This window comes from Spirulina major PCC 6313 (genome assembly GCF_001890765.1).
Classification (GTDB): domain Bacteria; phylum Cyanobacteriota; class Cyanobacteriia; order Cyanobacteriales; family Spirulinaceae; genus Spirulina; species Spirulina major.
The window spans coordinates 1,077,134-1,093,513 of record NZ_KV878783.1 but is presented as its reverse complement, the minus strand read 5'-3'; the positions used below and the strand labels follow the sequence as shown (position 1 = coordinate 1,093,513).

17 protein-coding genes are annotated in these 16,380 nt (G+C 53.2%); 13 read left to right on the top strand and 4 right to left on the bottom strand.

Translation table 11 applies throughout. From position 1 onward, the window contains the following. From SPI6313_RS23350 to SPI6313_RS04765, 4 genes are all read left to right on the top strand, one after another. A partial coding sequence (locus SPI6313_RS23350; RefSeq protein WP_175551071.1) for a hypothetical protein occupies window positions 1-370 on the top strand: 370 nt, incomplete at its 5' end. A 53-nt stretch (window positions 371-423) separates the two neighbouring features. Beyond that, window positions 424-870 (top strand): hypothetical protein, encoded by a 447-nt coding sequence (locus tag SPI6313_RS04775; RefSeq protein ID WP_072619974.1) that lies wholly within the window; start codon window positions 424-426, stop codon window positions 868-870. A gap of 119 nt (window positions 871-989) precedes the next feature. After that, window positions 990-3,629 (top strand): DNA polymerase III subunit alpha, encoded by a 2,640-nt coding sequence (locus tag SPI6313_RS04770; protein ID WP_072619973.1) that lies wholly within the window; start codon window positions 990-992, stop codon window positions 3,627-3,629. Continuing rightward, entirely contained in the window at window positions 3,599-4,381 is a 783-nt protein-coding gene (locus tag SPI6313_RS04765) for a DUF6816 family protein (RefSeq protein ID WP_217650503.1), read from the top strand. Before SPI6313_RS04770 ends, SPI6313_RS04765 begins: the two co-directional genes overlap by 31 nt. Before the next feature lie 156 nt (window positions 4,382-4,537). Here the strand turns inward: SPI6313_RS04765 and SPI6313_RS04760 are convergent, their stop codons facing one another. Together SPI6313_RS04760 and rfbB are read right to left on the bottom strand one after the other, a co-directional pair. Then, window positions 4,538-5,569: a DMT family transporter gene (locus SPI6313_RS04760; protein ID WP_072619971.1), complete on the bottom strand. Its 1,032-nt coding sequence runs from the start codon at window positions 5,567-5,569 to the stop codon at window positions 4,538-4,540. After that, window positions 5,547-6,668 (bottom strand): dTDP-glucose 4,6-dehydratase, encoded by a 1,122-nt coding sequence (gene rfbB, locus SPI6313_RS04755; protein WP_072619970.1) that lies wholly within the window; start codon window positions 6,666-6,668, stop codon window positions 5,547-5,549. The genes SPI6313_RS04760 and rfbB overlap by 23 nt, the downstream gene beginning before the upstream one ends. Before the next feature lie 59 nt (window positions 6,669-6,727). Between rfbB and SPI6313_RS04750 the strand changes: the two genes are divergently transcribed. Genes SPI6313_RS04750 through SPI6313_RS04740 form a run of 3 tightly spaced genes read left to right on the top strand, consistent with a single transcriptional unit; the run spans window position 6,728 to window position 9,106 of the window. Next, window positions 6,728-7,591 carry a shikimate dehydrogenase gene (locus SPI6313_RS04750; protein WP_072619969.1) on the top strand — a complete coding sequence of 288 codons (864 nt, stop codon included), beginning with the start codon at window positions 6,728-6,730 and terminating at the stop codon, window positions 7,589-7,591. A gap of 32 nt (window positions 7,592-7,623) precedes the next feature. After that, window positions 7,624-8,340, top strand: coding sequence for a methyltransferase domain-containing protein (locus tag SPI6313_RS04745; RefSeq protein WP_175551070.1), 717 nt, complete (start codon window positions 7,624-7,626; stop codon window positions 8,338-8,340). Window positions 8,341-8,395: 55 nt separating this feature from the next. Beyond that, window positions 8,396-9,106, top strand: coding sequence for a glycosyltransferase family 2 protein (locus tag SPI6313_RS04740; RefSeq protein WP_072619967.1), 711 nt, complete (start codon window positions 8,396-8,398; stop codon window positions 9,104-9,106). On the opposite strand, the gene SPI6313_RS04735 is transcribed toward SPI6313_RS04740, so the two are convergent. Continuing rightward, window positions 9,103-10,050 carry a ribonuclease III domain-containing protein gene (locus SPI6313_RS04735; RefSeq protein WP_072619966.1) on the bottom strand — a complete coding sequence of 316 codons (948 nt, stop codon included), beginning with the start codon at window positions 10,048-10,050 and terminating at the stop codon, window positions 9,103-9,105. The two genes, SPI6313_RS04740 and SPI6313_RS04735, sit on opposite strands and share 4 nt — an antisense overlap. A gap of 73 nt (window positions 10,051-10,123) precedes the next feature. Between SPI6313_RS04735 and SPI6313_RS04730 the strand changes: the two genes are divergently transcribed. The 6 genes from SPI6313_RS04730 (at window position 10,124) to SPI6313_RS04705 (ending at window position 15,356) form a co-directional block, all read left to right on the top strand. Beyond that, entirely contained in the window at window positions 10,124-11,926 is a 1,803-nt protein-coding gene (locus tag SPI6313_RS04730) for an ABC transporter ATP-binding protein (RefSeq protein WP_072619965.1), read from the top strand. Between the two features lie 34 nt (window positions 11,927-11,960). Beyond that, window positions 11,961-12,263 carry a hypothetical protein gene (locus SPI6313_RS04725; protein ID WP_072619964.1) on the top strand — a complete coding sequence of 101 codons (303 nt, stop codon included), beginning with the start codon at window positions 11,961-11,963 and terminating at the stop codon, window positions 12,261-12,263. Window positions 12,264-12,366: 103 nt separating this feature from the next. Then, the gene (locus SPI6313_RS04720; protein WP_175551069.1) at window positions 12,367-13,098 is read left to right on the top strand and encodes an LmeA family phospholipid-binding protein; all 732 of its coding nucleotides are present in this window, start codon (window positions 12,367-12,369) and stop codon (window positions 13,096-13,098) included. Between the two features lie 203 nt (window positions 13,099-13,301). Then, window positions 13,302-14,696, top strand: a complete 1,395-nt coding sequence (locus SPI6313_RS04715) for a sensor histidine kinase (RefSeq protein WP_072619962.1) — start codon at window positions 13,302-13,304, stop codon at window positions 14,694-14,696. Window positions 14,697-14,751: 55 nt separating this feature from the next. Then, window positions 14,752-14,946 carry a hypothetical protein gene (locus tag SPI6313_RS04710; RefSeq protein WP_072619961.1) on the top strand — a complete coding sequence of 65 codons (195 nt, stop codon included), beginning with the start codon at window positions 14,752-14,754 and terminating at the stop codon, window positions 14,944-14,946. 149 nt (window positions 14,947-15,095) lie between these two features. Beyond that, on the top strand, window positions 15,096-15,356 hold the full coding sequence (locus SPI6313_RS04705) for a HAMP domain-containing protein (RefSeq protein WP_139276534.1): 261 nt from the start codon (window positions 15,096-15,098) through the stop codon (window positions 15,354-15,356). Between the two features lie 148 nt (window positions 15,357-15,504). Here the strand turns inward: SPI6313_RS04705 and SPI6313_RS04700 are convergent, their stop codons facing one another. Next, window positions 15,505-16,359: an SDR family oxidoreductase gene (locus tag SPI6313_RS04700; RefSeq protein ID WP_072619959.1), complete on the bottom strand. Its 855-nt coding sequence runs from the start codon at window positions 16,357-16,359 to the stop codon at window positions 15,505-15,507. Window positions 16,360-16,380: the final 21 nt, after the last annotated feature.

Sequence of the window (16,380 nt, the reverse complement as noted above, 5' to 3'; positions counted from 1 at the left end):
CCTCATCGCTGAATCGGTGCGGCTAGAGGGAACCGGGGGCAACGGGGGACAGGGCGGAACCGGAGGCGGCGGTGGGGGGGGCGGTCGTGGTGTGGGGGGCGGTGGCGGTGGGGCTGGGGGTGCCGGCGGTACGGGCGGCGCAGGGGGCCAGGGTATTGTCATCGCTGCCGAGGTCACGATTGGGCCGCGATCGCTCTCTCCCACCCCCTCGACTCTCCTCCCCACCACAGCCATTGATCCAGAATTAGCCCGCAACAGCGCGATCGCTCTCTTCTGTCTCCCCCACCTCCTAGAATCGGATCGGGAGTGCGATCGCTTCCTCTGGCGATCGACTTCCCTCGTGCTGCCTCCCTTTAATCTGGAGTTTTAGACTCATTCCTTGGTGATAATAAACCCTCGAATACCCTTTAATTTTCTGGTGCTATGACCCTTTCTCCTCAAGTTTTGGGGCTGCTCGTGGGCGGCCTGGTTCCGGCTTTGTGTTATGGGACAGCGGGGGTTTTGGCGAAAGTCAGCACCAACGCGGGGATGTCCGTCGGGGGGCATTTGATTTGTATTGGTGTGATGGTGTCCGTGGTGGGGGTCGTGTTTCAATGGCTGTTGCCCGGTGCGTTACCGTCCGGGGCAGCGATCGCATCCTCCTCCCTGTACGGCATCCTCTGGGGTCTGGGCACGGGCTTCGTTGCCCTCGGCTTGATCCAATACAAAACCCCCCTCGCCAAACTCGTCCCCCTCTACAACATGAACACCCTGATCGCTGTCTTTTTGGCATTGATCATCTTTCTGGAATGGCAGAATGTGGACGTAATTAAACTCGTGCTGGGGGCGATTTTCGTGATTGTGGGGGGCGTGCTCGTGTCCATCGCCTAGGGCGCGATCGCCGAGATGCGGTGAAAATTCCCCCGCGATCGCCGCCCGACCCCCGTCCCCCTGAGATACACTACAACCATCGTCCCGTTGGGGCGATCGCTCACCTCTCCTTCGACCCTATGTTCATCGGCCTCCACATCCACACCGATTACAGCCTGCTTGATGGCGCATCCCAAGTTCCCGCTTTGGTGAATCAAGCCGTGGAATTGGGAATGCCCGCGATCGCCATTACCGATCACGGCGTGATGTATGGCGCGATCGAACTCCTCAAAACCGCCCGCAGCAAAGGCATTAAACCGATCATCGGGAATGAAATGTACGTCATCAACGGCGACATTACCGACAAGAAAACCCGCTACAAACGCTTCCATCAAGTTGTTCTTGCCAAAAACAAAAAAGGCTATCAAAACCTTGTCAAACTCACCTCCATTTCCCACCTTGATGGGATGCAAGGTAAAGGCATTTTTTCCCGGCCTTGTATTAACAAAGAACTGCTAGAGCAATATCATGAAGGGCTGATTGTTACCAGTGCCTGCCTAGGGGGAGAAGTGCCCCAGCGTATCCTTAAAAATGAACTCGATGAAGCCCGCAATGTGGCGAAATGGTATCAAGATTTATTTGGAGATGATTACTATTTAGAAATTCAAGATCACGGATCGGCTGAAGATCGGATCGTGAATGTGGAAATGGTGAAAATTGCTCAGGAATTGGGGATTAAAGTTGTCGCCACCAATGATTCTCATTTCATTTCCTGTAATGATGTGGAAGCCCATGATGCGCTCCTGTGTATCCAAACGGGAAAACTCATCACCGAAGAAAAACGCCTCCGCTATTCTGGCACGGAATACCTCAAATCCGCCGATGAAATGCGCCAACTTTTTCGCGACCACCTCAGCGATGAGATCATTGATCAAGCCCTCGCCACCACTGTAGAAATTGCCGAAAAAGTCCAGCCTTACAAAATTTTGGGTGAGCCGCGTATCCCCGACTATCCGATCCCCGCTGGCCACACCGCCGATAGTTATCTCGAAGCAGTGACCTGGCAAGGATTGTGCGATCGCCTCTCCTGCCGCAGCCGTTCAGAATTGCCCGCTGTGTATAAAGAGCGGTTGGAATATGAACTGAAAATGATGCAGCGGATGGGGTTCGCCACCTATTTCCTCGTGGTTTGGGACTATATCAAATTCGCACGGGATAATCATATTCCCGTCGGGCCGGGGCGGGGGTCGGCGGCGGGTTCTTTGGTTGCCTATTGTTTGAAAATCACCAACATTGACCCGATTCACCATAGCTTACTGTTTGAGCGGTTTCTCAATCCTGAACGGAAATCGATGCCGGATATTGATACCGATTTTTGCATTGAAAATCGGGATAAGGTGATCGAATATGTGACGGAAAAATACGGCAAAGAAAACGTCGCCCAGATTATCACCTTTAACCGCATGACCTCCAAAGCGGTGTTGAAGGATGTGGCGCGGGTGTTGGATATTCCCTATGCCGAAAGCGATCGCATGACCAAACTGATCCCCGTATCGCGGGGTAAACCCACCAAACTAAAGGTGATGGTCTCCGACGATACCCCCTGCAAAGAATTCAAAGACCTCTACGATCATAATCCCCATATTCAGCATTGGGTGGATATGGCGATGCGGATCGAAGGCACAAACAAAACCTTCGGGGTTCACGCTGCCGGGGTGGTGATTTCGTCACAACCCCTTGATGAAATTGTGCCTCTCCAACGCAACAACGACGGCGCGGTGATCACTCAATTTTCCATGGAAGAATTGGAAAATATGGGATTGCTAAAAATGGACTTTTTGGGCTTAAAAAATCTCACCACCCTGCAAAAAGCTGCGGATTTAGTGCAGAAAAATCGCGGTGTGACGATTGACCTCGATCAATTACCCCTGGATGAACGTCACGCCCTCCAAATCCTCGCTAAGGGAACCGTTAAAAAACTCCCCCCTGATATTCAAAAAACCCATCAACTGTTTCGAGATGGTAATTTAGAAGGGATTTTTCAATTGGAATCCGATGGGATGCGGCAGATTGTCCGGGATTTGAAACCGTCGGGGATTGAAGATATTTCGTCAATTTTGGCCCTCTATCGGCCGGGGCCGTTGGATGCGGGTTTGATTCCGATGTTTATTGATCGCAAACATGGCCGCGAAGAAATTAAATATGATCACCCCTTGCTTGAGACGATTCTCAATGAAACCTATGGAATTTTGGTCTATCAAGAACAGATTATGAAAACCGCGCAGGATTTGGCGGGGTATTCTCTGGGGCAGGCGGATCTCTTGCGGCGGGCGATGGGGAAAAAGAAGATTTCCGAGATGAAAAAACATCGGGAATTATTCATTGATGGGGCGACAAAAAACGGAGTAAAACAACAGATTGCTGATCATCTATTTGATCAGATGGTGAAGTTTGCGGAATATTGTTTGACCTATGACACGTTGGTTTTAACGGTGGAATATGGGCCGGTTCCTATTGGTAAGCTTGTCGAAGCGCAGATCAATTGTCAGGTGTATAGTGTGGATGCCAATGGCTTTATTTATACCCAAGCGATCGCCCAATGGCACGATCGCGGCCAACGGCAGGTTTATGAATATACCCTCGAAGATGGCTCCACAATTCGCGCCACGCCCGACCATAAATTTATGACGGCAACGGGGGAAATGTTGCCCATTGATCAGATTTTTGAGCAGGGGTTAGACCTGAAACAATGCACAGTGCCGAGTTTGGTGCAGGTCTAGCGATGGGTGCGATCGTCAAACTATTGTGGGGATTGATTGTCCTGGGGGCGATCGCACTTCCGGCCGGGGCGAGTCCGTTGGGCGATCGCCTCGCTGCCTATCCCGACTGGACAACACTGCCGCCGGTACAGCCTGCCCAGGGGGACTTAATTTATCCAGACTGGATGGCGGGAACCTGGGCGGTGAATAGTCCGTTGGTGGAGGCGATCGCACCGTTCGCGCCGGAGATCGTCACCCCTGGATTCGAGCAAAATCGTCAGGCGATTGATCAGCCCGTGCGGTTCCGAGTTCGGTTTCAGCCCCAAATTTTAACCACATTCCCCCTCAACCTTGCGCCCCAGGTCGTGGCCGATCGCACCTTTAACGGCCGCGAAATTGCGATCGCCTATCTTGGCCCCGCTGCTGCCCCCCAAGTCCGCACCGATCCCCACAATCCCAACCGCCAAACCACCACCTTCCGCGACGGCAGCCAACTGATCAACACCGTCACCGCCCGCCGTCAAGAACCCCCCACGCCGGATCAATTCCTCACCTGCGAGGTGACGAATCAGGTGTTGCGGCGCAGTGGGCAGGTGTATGTGAATCGGGTGGAAACGACGACGGCGTATCATCACGAGAGCCGCGATCGCATCACGGCCGAGCAAGTCACGGCGATTTATCTCTCCCCCCAAGATCCGGATTATTTTCAGGCGGGCGATCGCCCCGTGACGCTGTACCGCTATCGCTTGACGTTAGAGCGTTTCAACGGCTAATTGAGCGGCTGAGTTATTAACCCTGAATTATTCATCAAGCAGGCAAGATGCCTGCACTACGGTTGTACTGCGTTCCGAGCCGTGGTGCGGGCATCTTGTCCGCTACTGGCTAGAATCGATTGTCTCAGCGATTTTGAGTGTCATCAATCATCCAGGCTAAACGCCGCGAAAGCCCATTTCGGCTTCGATTTCACTGGGGCTGAGGGGTTCAGAATTCGAGGCACGGCGCAAACTTTTTTGAGTGCCGATTTGACTGAGAACCAAACCCGCAATTACGATCGCACCTCCAATAATTTGGGGCGGTGTCGGCGCTTCTCCCAAAATTAAATAGGCGGCGATGATCCCGGCGATCGGGGTGAACGAACCCACGAGGGAGGCGGTGGCGGCGCTGCTCTGCCGTAGCCCAGCTACCCAGGCCGATTGACCCACCACGACAATCACCGTGCCGTAGAGTAGCATCCATTGCCAGAGGAACGGGGTGAACAGTTCCATAAAATGGTTTTGGCCGTAGAGGATGAGGGCGAGGAGGAAAAATAAACTCGTGCCGATCGCAGTGCGCACGATGCTATTCACCCCCAATGTGACCCGTGAGGATTGTTTTTTCGTCAAAATGGTGGAAATCGCTACGGCCACAGCCGCGATCGCTGTAAACAATTCCCCCCGCCCCAAGCTCAACTCCACCCCCGCCATTTCGCCGCCGAACCCCTGCAACGCCACCGTGAGCACAATCCCCACCAGGGACACCACCGCCCCCATTACCTGCCAACGGTTCACCCCTTCCCCCAACGCCCACACCGATAACGCCAAAACCAACGGCGGCTCAAGGCGACCAATCAAAATCACATTATTCACGGGCGTATTTGCCAAGGCATCAAAGACGAGACCCGGCGCGAGCGCACCGGAGAGCAGCGCGATCGCTGCTAACAAACCCCAATCGCCCCCCGTTAATTGGCTTAAACGTTGGGGTTGCAATTCTTTTCCATACAACACAAGCAGCACCCCCAAGGCGCAGAGATTGCCCACAAACAGCACATTACAGAGGGAAATCGGATTATGGCCCATCGTGGCGAGACTTGCCCCCAATTCGCTGAGGCGACGGGTGACGGCTCCCGATGCGCCAAAAATCAGCACGGCGATCCAGAGAAAAACTTGAGGGGGAATCCGGCTAGGAGGCGGCGGCGTTGCCATAAAGTTGTTGATAAAACTGCTGATAGTCCGAGGATAGCAAGGGCTGCCACCAGTCCGGATGCTCTAAATACCAGCGCACGGTTTGCCGCAGTCCGTCTTCGATGGAGGTGGTGGGACTCCAGCCGAGTTGGATTGAGAGTTTGCGGGCGTTGACGGCGTAGCGGCGATCGTGGCCGGGGCGATCGCTCACCATCGTGATCAACTCGCGGGAGGGGCGCACGGGCAGATTGGGGGCAAGTTCGTCCATCAATTGACAGAGAATATTTACCAATTCAATATTGCGCACTTCATTATTGCCGCCAATGTTGTAATGCTGACCGCGTTTTCCTTTGCGAATTAAGACTTCTAAGGCCCGGCAATGGTCTTCTACATACAGCCAATCCCGGATATTTTTCCCATCGCCGTAGACCGGAATCGGTTTGCCTAGGAGGATGTTGATGCAAGTGAGGGGGATCAGTTTTTCGGGGAAATGGTAGGGGCCGTAGTTGTTGGAGCAGTTGCTGATTACTATGGGCAGGCCGTAGGTGTGGTGATAGGAATGCACCAAGTGATCGCTCCCGGCTTTGGAGGCGGCGTAGGGGCTGTTGGGAGAATAGAGGCTGGTTTCTGAAAACGCAGGGTCACGATCGCCTAAACTGCCGTAGACTTCATCGGTGGACACATGGAGAAAGAGCCAGCGATCGCAATTTACCCCCGCCCCTTTGGCCCGTTGCCAATGGAGGCGAAAGGTATCGAGGAGGGTAAATGTACCAACGATGTTGGTTTGAATGAAGGTGTCCGGGCTGAGGATGGAGCGATCCACATGGGACTCGGCGGCAAAATGGGCGATCGTGTCGATCTGTTCTTCGACGAGGAGTTTTTCTAGGAGGGCGCGATCGCAAATATTCCCTTGCACAAACCGAAAATTGGGGGTTTCATCCAACGGAGCCAAGGTCTGCCGATGTCCGGCATAGGTCAGCGCATCCAAGACCACAATCCGATCATCCGGATAGGTTTCGCTCCACTGATAGACAAAATTACTACCAATAAACCCTGCGCCCCCTGTGACCAGAAGTCGCCGCGAATTACCAACCTGCTCCGATGAGGCACTAGATGTCATGAAGTTTTCTACAATACAATGCTGCTTGAAGGATTATGACACAGTTTCCCGTCAATTCTATGCAGCATCTCAATGGTAAAACACAGCTTCTCGGTGTCATTGGCCATCCCGTGGAGCATTCTCGCTCCCCCGCGATGCACAATGCTGCGATCGCTGCCCTGGGTCAAAATCTGATCTATCTCCCCCTGCCCATCGCCCCCGATCATCTTGCGATCGCCCTCCCCGGCCTCGCCGCGATCGGCCTGCGGGGCTTCAGCGTCACCCTCCCCCACAAACAAACGATCATCCCCCTCCTGGCAACAATTACCCCCGTCGCCCAACAGATCGGCGCGGTGAATACCGTCTGGCGGGATGGCGAAGCGTGGCATGGCACAAATACCGATGCGGCGGGGTTTATCGCCCCGTTGCAGGCCTTAGATCGGGACTGGTCAAAGGTCACACCGGTCATTCTTGGCAATGGTGGAGCCTGTCGGGCCGTGGTGGCGGGCTGTGCCGAATTGGGCTGCCCGGCGATTCACGTCGTCGGGCGCGATCCTGAAAAAGTGGCGGCGTTCCATGCCAGTTGGCAACTCACCCCCCTCGCGGATCACTTGCAGGTCTACACCTGGGACAGCTTACCCACCCTGATCCCCCACACAACGCTGTTAATCAACACTACCCCCGTCGGCATGGAACCAGAGACGGAGCGATCGCCCCTTGATCCAGCCTTAATCACCCAATTGCCAGCGGGGGCGATCGCCTACGACTTGATCTATACCCCCCGCCCCACCCAATTCCTCACCCTCGCCCAAGCCCACGGCGCGACAATCATCGACGGCACAGAAATGCTCGTCCAACAAGGCGCGATCGCCCTGCAACAATGGCTTGGTCAACCCGTCCCCGTGGATGTGATGCGATCGGCCCTGTGGCAATCCCTCGCCTAATCCCCCCCATTTATCCCCAGGAGTGCCAATTTATGGTCGTACAAGCCGCATGGCTCAAATATCAACTGCTCAACACATTGCAACAATGTGGCCTCCGTCGAAACAGTCAACTCAAACAGCATCTCCTCCAAACCGGGCGCACCCGTTGGCTCGATATTGGCGGCACTCCTGACTCGTTTTCTGAAGGATTTATGTGTATGAATATGTTCCCTGTGGATACGATTTCGGCTGAATTTTCTGAGCAGTATTTCTATGCAGACTTAGACCATTTAGACCGCCTCAACCCTGATAATTTTGGCCAATTCGATCTCGTGCGGATGCAACATGTATTTGAACATTTTGGATATGAAGATGGTGTAACCCTGCTCCAGTTTTGCGCCCAATTATTAAAACCCGACGGGTATTTATTAATGACCGTCCCCGATTTGCGCATCCATGTCAGCGGATATTTAAACCGCTACCGCTACATGAAATTCTTCTCCGACTATGCCAAACTCAGAGTCCCGGACGATGCCCCCGCTAGCTTTATTTTTTCGATCCACGCCCATCAAACAGGCTACGCCCCCGCAGAAATTCCCGGCCAGGTTCATAAGTGGTGCTATGACTATGCGGGGCTAGCTTATCAATTTAACCAAGTGGATAGTTTGAAAAATTTCAAGCGCCTTGATCTCCTCGACCCCTGGACGGAAATTCCGTTCACCCACAATCGCCCCCTTGAAGATCTTTGTGTGATTGCACAGAAACGATGATTGGGGAGTGAGGAGTGAGGAGTGAGAATATTTTGAATTTTAGGATTAGATGAATATGAGTTCAATTTTTTTTGATATTCAGCCGGAAATTAGTGTGATTATCTGCACCTATAATCGAGCGGAACACCTGACGCGATGTATTGAGAGTGTGATTGCCCAGACGTTTCAGGATTGGGAATTAATCATTGTGGATGATGGGAGCAGCGATCGCACCTTCGACGTGATCAATCCCTATCTTGAGCAATTCCCCACGATTCGCTATCTCAAACATAAAAATCGTGGTGCAGCCTACGCCAGAAATGCGGGCATTGTTGCATCGTTGGGGGATTACATTACGTTTCTGGATAGTGATGATACCTATGCTAAAAATCACCTCGAATCGCGCCTAGCTTATTTAAAAGCACATCCAGAACTTGATTTAATCCAAGGTGGACTCTATACCGGTGATAATATTTTTGTGGTGGACTATTACCAGCCAAAACAGTTAATTAACCTCAAAGATTGTGCCGTCGCTCCCACCTTTTTCGGAAAGCGTCAGGTGTTTTTTGACCTCCAGGGCTTTAACGACATTCTCTATGGCGAAGATGCCGACCTGTGGGAGCGGGCGGGAAATCGCTTTACCGTTGAAACCGTGAAAAGCCCGGAAACCTACCATTACACGCGGGCGGACAGTAGCATTACGCAACAGATTCTAGAGCAGCGATCGCAGCCCAGCACATCCCCTGTCTTCTTAACGGAGGAGGGTACAGGGCATTTTTTGCCTTAAGTGCTTGACCCGGTAGGCATTTCTTCTTCGAGAATTTCGTAGAACCGTTCTCGCCCCGCTTGATAGTCTTTGCTGGCGTAGCCGAGGACGTTGCGGATGATCCATTTTTGGGGCTTGCCGTCCCGCAGCAATTGGGTGATGGCATCCCGCAACACTTCATCTTGATCAATAAAGGTGGTGATCAACCAGTCGTAGGTTGTGCCGTAGGCGTTGCGGTTGTTGTGGCTGTGGGCGAGATAGGTTTGGGCGATAAATTCGTTCAAATTCAGGCCCGTATCATTGCCAGCGGTGAGGCTTTTTTCCTTGTAGGCTTTGACTTGGGGTTTGCCGATTAGGGTGCGGTGGAAACGGTTGAGGTATTTCGGTTCAACTTCGTTGAGGGTGTGGTAAAGCCAATCGGCAGTGATGGCCGTTACCAAGGCTCGCCCCCAAAACCGCTGTTGTAAGTCCGGTTCTGCCCGCTCGGTTTCATCTTTGAGGTATTTTTTCAACAGCGGCGCGATTAAATGTTTCACCAGCCAGTTCCGGGTTTGGGGATAGCCGCGATCGCAATGAATCGCCCCAATCAAGGCCCGCATCGATTCCTCAAAGGGGTTATGGACTTTTTGCGCCAAAATGGGCCGCTGTTCCTTCGCCACCATGAAGGGATAATCATCCCCTAGACCCAACTTAATCCAGGTTTTCGTCAGCCGTTCCCCTTCGAGGAGCTTGGCCGTTAAGCCCTTATAGTTAGACACTTTTAAATAGGGGCAATGCTCGTAGAGATAGTCCGCGATCGCCAAAGCTGCGATCGCATCCCCCAAAAAAATCAATCGTTCGTAATTCCGTTCCGGCTCATGAATCTGTTCAGCATAGGACGGGTGGCTCAACGCCAAAAACAGCAAGTCTGAATGCTTAAACGCCAGACTAATCTTGCTCTCTACTGCCTGGGAATTCCAATCCATACCGCCACAACTCCGTTGCAATCATCCGTTAAACTACATTAGCGCAGATTATTTCCCCACCCTATTACCATCTATGACCCTCGCGCAGCTTCCTCGCGGTGATTGGCGACTCCTGTTACGGCTTGTCCCCTACGCTCGCCGTAATCAAAAAATCTTCATCATTTCCCTGATTTTGCTCGTGCCCCTCTCCGTCGCCGGAGCCGTGCAACCCTTGATCATTGGTCAGGCCATTTCCCTGATTCGCCAAGAGCCGGTCTGGGGCTTTCTGGATGGCCTCAGCATCGATGCCGGGATTAGCCGCCTGTTGTTATTGCTGCTCAGTACGATCGTGGTGCGGCTGATGTTCGTGTCATTGCAGGGCTATTTGGTGCAGCGCGTCGGTCAAGAAATCACCGCTGGGGTACGCAGTGACCTGTTTGATCATGTGCTGTCGCTGTCCTCGCGCTTTTTTGATCAAACCCCTGTGGGTAAATTGGTGACGCGGATTACCAACGATGTGGAAGCCTTGGGGGATGTGTTTGCCACGGGGGCGATCGGCATCCTCAGCGATGTGGTCTACATTCTCGTCGTGGTGGTGACAGTGTTCACCCTGGAATGGAAATTGGCGATGGTGTTGGTGTTGATGCTGATTCCCGTCAGTGCGCTGATCCTCTACTTTCAGCAGCAATACCGCAAAGCCAACTACCGCGCCCGCGAAGAGTTGTCTAAACTCAACTCAATGCTCAACGAGAATATTTCCGGGATTAATATCGTCCAAGCCTTTCGGCGGGAACGGTTTAACTCCGAACTCTTCCGCGCCACGAATCAAACCTATCTCCAGGCCGTTGATAAGACGATTTTTCATGATTCGGCGGTGTCGGCAACTTTAGAATGGATCGCCTTGGTGTCGATCGCAGGGGTGTTATGGCTCGGTGGGGTGATGGTGTCGGGGGATCATCTGTCCTTTGGGGTGCTGTCGGCGTTCATCCTCTATGCCCAGCGGTTTTTTGACCCGATTCGCCGCTTTGCGGAAAAATTCACGATGATTCAATCGGGATTCACTGCCGTGGAACGGATCACGGAATTACTCGATGAACCGATTGAGGTGCGCGACGCCCAGGAGACGCGATCGCTCACCTCCGCCACCACCAGCCCCGACACCCAACTCGGCGAAATCCGCTTCGACCACGTTTCCTTCGGGTACAAACCCGATGAATATGTCCTCAATGATCTCGACTTCACGATCAAACCCGGTGAAAAAGTCGCCCTCGTCGGCCCCACCGGAGCCGGAAAAAGTTCGATCATCCGCCTCCTCTGTCGGCTCTATGATCCCGTTGCCGGACAAATCATCATCGATGGGGTGAATATCCGCGATGTGCCCCAAACCGAGTTACGCCAATACGTGGGCGTGATTTTGCAAGAAAGTTTCCTCTTTGCCGGCGATGTGAAACGCAATATCACCCTCGGTGAAGACTATTCCCTAGCAGAAATCAAAGCCGCCGCCGAGCGCACCAATGTCGCCTCTTTCATCGAAGCCCTGCCCCTGGGCTACGACACACCCCTCCGGGCACGGGGAACCAACCTCTCCGGCGGTCAAAAGCAACTCCTCGCTTTTGCACGGGTGGCGATCCGCAATCCTCGCGTCTTGGTGTTGGATGAGGCCACCGCTAATCTAGACGTGGGCACAGAACGCCTGGTTCAGGATGCCCTCGAAGAACTCTTAGTCGATCGCACCGCGATCATCATCGCCCATCGCCTTTCCACGATTCGCAATGTCGATCGCATCCTCGTCCTCAACCATGGCCATCTGGTGGAAACCGGCAGCCATGACGATCTTCTCGATAAAAATGGCCTCTATGCCAGCCTCTACCGCTTACAAATGTTGGGCCAAGATTAGGCGCGATCGCTTCATCCCTCTACTGTTCACCCCCATGACCCGACCCGAACCCCTCCACCTCGATCCCCTCGCCCCCTACGAAGACCGACTCTTGGCGGCCTTAGCGTTTTTTCGGTTTCAGCGCAATGGAGCCAGCCAAGCTCGCCATTGTTTGAGCATGTATTTACGCCAAGGGGAAGGGCGCATCATGCAGGAGGTGCGGTTTTATGCGCGGCAGTTGGGGATGGAAGCCGAGGAGTTGATCGAGTTAATTTACAACGACAGCGATCGCGCCAGCCAACTCTTGCAGCAAGTCTTTGACCCAACGGGCGGCGGGCTAATGGATGCGGAGGATTAGGGTTCAGGGTGCAAGGGAGCGCAGAACGGCTGCGGTTCGGTGAACAATCCTTAAGAATTATGAGTAACCCCAGCTCCATCTCTTAAGAAATATATATATACTGTTGAGTAATCCTTACATTCTCCGTAAACATACTGTGCTCCTGCTCAACCCTCAAAATCTCGGCGAACAGGCAATCAATAAAATTGCAGCGTTAGCCTTCTCTCGCCAAATCAGCACAGCACAAACCTTGAGCGTCAAAGTCAAAACTGACCCCACCCTTTTGGCCCAAGGAGAATTAGAATCGCTCTTCATTGATGGGGTTGGACTCGTGATGCGGCAGGATCTGCGCATGGAGCAGATGCAGTTGCAGATGAACAAAATTAAAGTCAGTCCGTTTAAGGCGCTGTTGGGCAATATTGAACTGACCCAACCCATTGAAGGGACGGGCTGCATTGTGTTGACGGAGAGTGATTTTAACCGCGCATTTCACACGCCGGAATTAAGCGATCGCATCACCGCCCTCGGCTTAGATCTGGCTAATTTACAGGCAACATTCAGCGATCGCCACAGTTTCACCATCGCCTGCACCCTACGCGATTTACCCACCCTGACCCTCCCCGTTGCGATCGCCATTGATCCAAACTGTGGCGTGCTCCTCTCCCTCGCCCCACTCCCAGAACCCTACCGCATCCTGCAACCCCTCGTTACCCTCCTCCGCGACCAAGCCCAAGCCGTTTTCAATCTTCGCACCTTTGAACTCCATGGCATTTCCCTCGCGATTCAGTCCCTGTCCTTTGCCAATCAACAGGTGACGCTGAAGGCGATCGCCGCCATGACTCACTTTCCGTCCTAAACTCTGTGCTTATCAGCTAAGCGCCATTTAAATTTCCAGGGCAATTCCCTGACGGCAAGAGCTTCAGGCTCGTTGACATACAGTTTAGATGCTGATCAGCTTACCGATTTAAATTGACTGATCAAGATTCGTGACTATTTCTTTAATATAGTGAAGGGGTGTTCAATGTTTTGACCTGGCTTCCTTCCCCTTCCCCTTCACCTATGAAAGCTCCTTTTCCCTCCAACGAAAAACAGCGTCTGGCTAAACTCCTCAGCTATGACATTCTCGACACTGATACGGAACATGGCTACGATGATTTAACCGAACTCGCGGCCCATATTTGTGGCACGCCGATTTCGTTGGTGAGCTTAGTGGATGAAGAGCGGCAATGGTTTAAATCAAAGGTGGGCATTGATGCGACAGAAACCCACCGAGATCACGCCTTTTGTGCCCATGCCATTTTGCAAGACGATGTTTTTGAAGTGCCCAACGCGCAGGAGGATCAACGCTTTGCGGATAATCCATTGGTGCAACATGAGCCGGAGATTCGGTTTTATGCGGGTGCGCCGTTGATTTCGTCCGATGGCTATGCGGTGGGGACGTTGTGCGTGATCGATCGCGAACCGCGTCACTTGACCCCAGCCCAACGGGAGGCGCTTAAAGTGCTGAGTCGGCAGGTGGTGAATCAATTGGAATTGCGTTTGAGGGTGAAGGAATTAAGGGCAGAAGTGCAAGAGCGCAAGCAAATTGAGCAACAGTTACGCACAACCCAGGCCCAGATGATTCAACAGGAAAAACTGTCGAGTTTGGGGCAGTTGGTGGGGGGAGTGGCCCATGAAATTAACAATCCGACGACGTTTATTCAGGGCAATATTAACCATGTGCAGGCGTATTGTGATGATCTACTGACATTGGTGGCGCAGTATCAGGCAGATTATCCGGAGCCTTCAGCGGCGATCGCCACCCTCTACGACACCATTGATCTTGACTATCTCAAAGCAGATCTGCCGGATCTGTTTGTCTCGATGCGCAATGGGGTGAACCGGATTAAAAACATTGTCAAAGCCTTGCAAACCTTTTCCCGGACGGATAACGTGGGCGTGAAACCCGTCGATATTCAAGACAATCTTGAGAGTGTGCTGACGATGGTGGCGCAATCACTCCAAGTACAACAGATTACCGTGGAGCGGGAGTATAGTCCCTTGCCCACAGTGGAGGTGAATCCGGGGGAATTTAATCAAGCGTTGATGCATATTATCGTGAATGCGATCGATGCGTTTGATGGGGTGGAGCGGGACGATCGCACCCTGCGGATTACGACGACTCAGGAGACGGATCGGGTGCGTATTGCGATCGCCGATAACGGCAAAGGCATGACCCCAGCGGTACAGGCGAAAATCTTTGATCCCTTCTTTTCCACCAAAGCGATCGGCAGTGCTTCCGGGATGGGCCTATCAATGACCCACACGATTATCACCCAAGCCCACCGGGGCCACCTCACCTGTGCATCAGTACCGGGGGAAGGCACAACCTTAACGGTGGAGTTACCCTGCCAACACCAGCCCCACAGCCCCCAAGCTCTAGCCTCGATGCTCCCGACCTTGACCTGTTCTTAGCGGATTGGGTAATCAAGACCATGCCACAATCACAGCACTCTGCCCTTAACCCTCAATGTTCAGCCTCGTGAAGTTTTCCGGTCTGGCCCGTAAACTTCCAGACTGGACGATTGCGGTGATCATCCCCCAAGCGGAATTTATGGGCGCGATTACCGCCAATGTTCGCCGTACCCTGTGGGCCTGTGGCTTGGCTCTCTTGGGGCAGCCCTTTCAACTAGTAAAAACAAACTATAGCAAAATGGAACGATAGAATGGGGCTTTCAGCATCTGCTGTCTTGAATAGTCCATGATCAAGCCAAAGGATTACATTTGATTTCGGATGTATTACAAGATTTTTGGGATTGCAAATGTCTGAAACCCTTATTGTTTCGTTGTTTTGGCACAGGCTTTATGTACTAGTTGAAAGGGCTGGCTCTCTTGGGGGCAGGGGTGATGGGGGTGCTGATTGTGCAGTGGATTAGTCGCCCCTTGGCGCGATTGCAGACTGCTGCCGATGCGATCACGGCGGGGAATTTAACGGCAGCCGTTCCGGTGGGAGGCATTGGCAATGTGTACGAGTTGAGCTGCAGCTTTGACCAAATGCGCAACACCCTCGCCCAATCCTTTACCTCTGCCCAACTGCGACAGCAGTTAGAGCAACTCCGGCAGGTCGAGCATTGAGGTCACCGGGTCGGCAAGACTTCCCGGTAGGATCAGGACACAGCCAAAATCATGATTTTTCGTAGGTGGGTTGGGCGGCTAAAATTGAGGCTATAACGGCATCTGACAATCCGCCGTAACCCACCGATTAACGTATGTCATGCCACCACTATCCCTCAGTATCTTGATCCTTGCGATCGGAGGGGAGACTGTCCCAAAAGGTGGGATGAGTGAAGGTGTAACCGGCGGCTTTGAGTTTTTGGGTTTTGCAGCGGACATTGGTGGGGCGGGTGCTGGGTTGGCTGGTGTCCCACTGGACGGGGGCGAGGTTGTGGCGATCGCACACTTGCTGCACCAAGTCCCGCACTGGGATAATTTCATCCTGCACGAGGTTGTAAATGCCGCTGAGGCCCTGGGTTTGGGCGAAGGCGATCGCGCCGACAATATCATCCAAGTGAATCCAGTTAGCCCATTCTTGCCCGGCTCCGGCCCGGGTCTGCCCCGCCATCCGGCCGTAAATTTTCGCCAACTCTCGCCCCGGTCCATAAATTCCCCCCAACCGAAATACACAGGCCCGCACCGTCGGCAACTGGAGAATGGTTTGCTCGGTTTGGTGCAGAATTTGCGTCCGCTCTGCGGTCGGTTGTAGCGTCATGGTTTCATCTACCCATTGGCCCTGTTGATTCCCATAGACGGAGTAGGTGCTGGTGTAGATCACCTGCTGGACGGGGGTTTTGGGGAGCACGTAGGCGAGGGTTTGGGCGGTTTGGAGATAGGTGGTTTTGTAGTCCATGCCCTTGGCACCAACGGCGACGAGGAGGGTGTGCTGATCCTGGAGCAGGTCTCGGAGGGTGGCGGCATTGTCACCCCGCAGGACGACGGCGCGATCGCTGACAGACTTTAACTCCGGGAGGCGTTCGGGGCGGGTGGTGGTGGCGGTGATGGTGAAACCGGCCTGTTGCCAATGGTGGGCGATCGCTGTGCCCACATAGCCACAGCCGAGAATGGTAATCGCGTGCGTCATAGAGAAAAATACCGTGCTGAA

Coding starts and splice junctions, on each gene's coding strand:
- SPI6313_RS04730 (WP_072619965.1), top strand. CDS start 10,124: ATGACCCTCGCGCAGCTTCCTCGCGGTGATTGGCGACTCCTGTTACGG.
- SPI6313_RS04710 (WP_072619961.1), top strand. CDS start 14,752: ATGTTCAGCCTCGTGAAGTTTTCCGGTCTGGCCCGTAAACTTCCAGAC.
- SPI6313_RS04735 (WP_072619966.1), bottom strand. CDS start 10,050: ATGGATTGGAATTCCCAGGCAGTAGAGAGCAAGATTAGTCTGGCGTTT.
- SPI6313_RS04775 (WP_072619974.1), top strand. CDS start 424: ATGACCCTTTCTCCTCAAGTTTTGGGGCTGCTCGTGGGCGGCCTGGTT.
- SPI6313_RS04760 (WP_072619971.1), bottom strand. CDS start 5,569: ATGGCAACGCCGCCGCCTCCTAGCCGGATTCCCCCTCAAGTTTTTCTC.
- SPI6313_RS04745 (WP_175551070.1), top strand. CDS start 7,624: ATGGTCGTACAAGCCGCATGGCTCAAATATCAACTGCTCAACACATTG.
- SPI6313_RS04715 (WP_072619962.1), top strand. CDS start 13,302: ATGAAAGCTCCTTTTCCCTCCAACGAAAAACAGCGTCTGGCTAAACTC.
- SPI6313_RS04770 (WP_072619973.1), top strand. CDS start 990: ATGTTCATCGGCCTCCACATCCACACCGATTACAGCCTGCTTGATGGC.
- SPI6313_RS04750 (WP_072619969.1), top strand. CDS start 6,728: ATGCAGCATCTCAATGGTAAAACACAGCTTCTCGGTGTCATTGGCCAT.
- SPI6313_RS04725 (WP_072619964.1), top strand. CDS start 11,961: ATGACCCGACCCGAACCCCTCCACCTCGATCCCCTCGCCCCCTACGAA.
- rfbB (WP_072619970.1), bottom strand. CDS start 6,668: ATGACATCTAGTGCCTCATCGGAGCAGGTTGGTAATTCGCGGCGACTT.
- SPI6313_RS04740 (WP_072619967.1), top strand. CDS start 8,396: ATGAGTTCAATTTTTTTTGATATTCAGCCGGAAATTAGTGTGATTATC.
- SPI6313_RS04765 (WP_217650503.1), top strand. CDS start 3,599: ATGCACAGTGCCGAGTTTGGTGCAGGTCTAGCGATGGGTGCGATCGTC.
- SPI6313_RS04700 (WP_072619959.1), bottom strand. CDS start 16,359: ATGACGCACGCGATTACCATTCTCGGCTGTGGCTATGTGGGCACAGCG.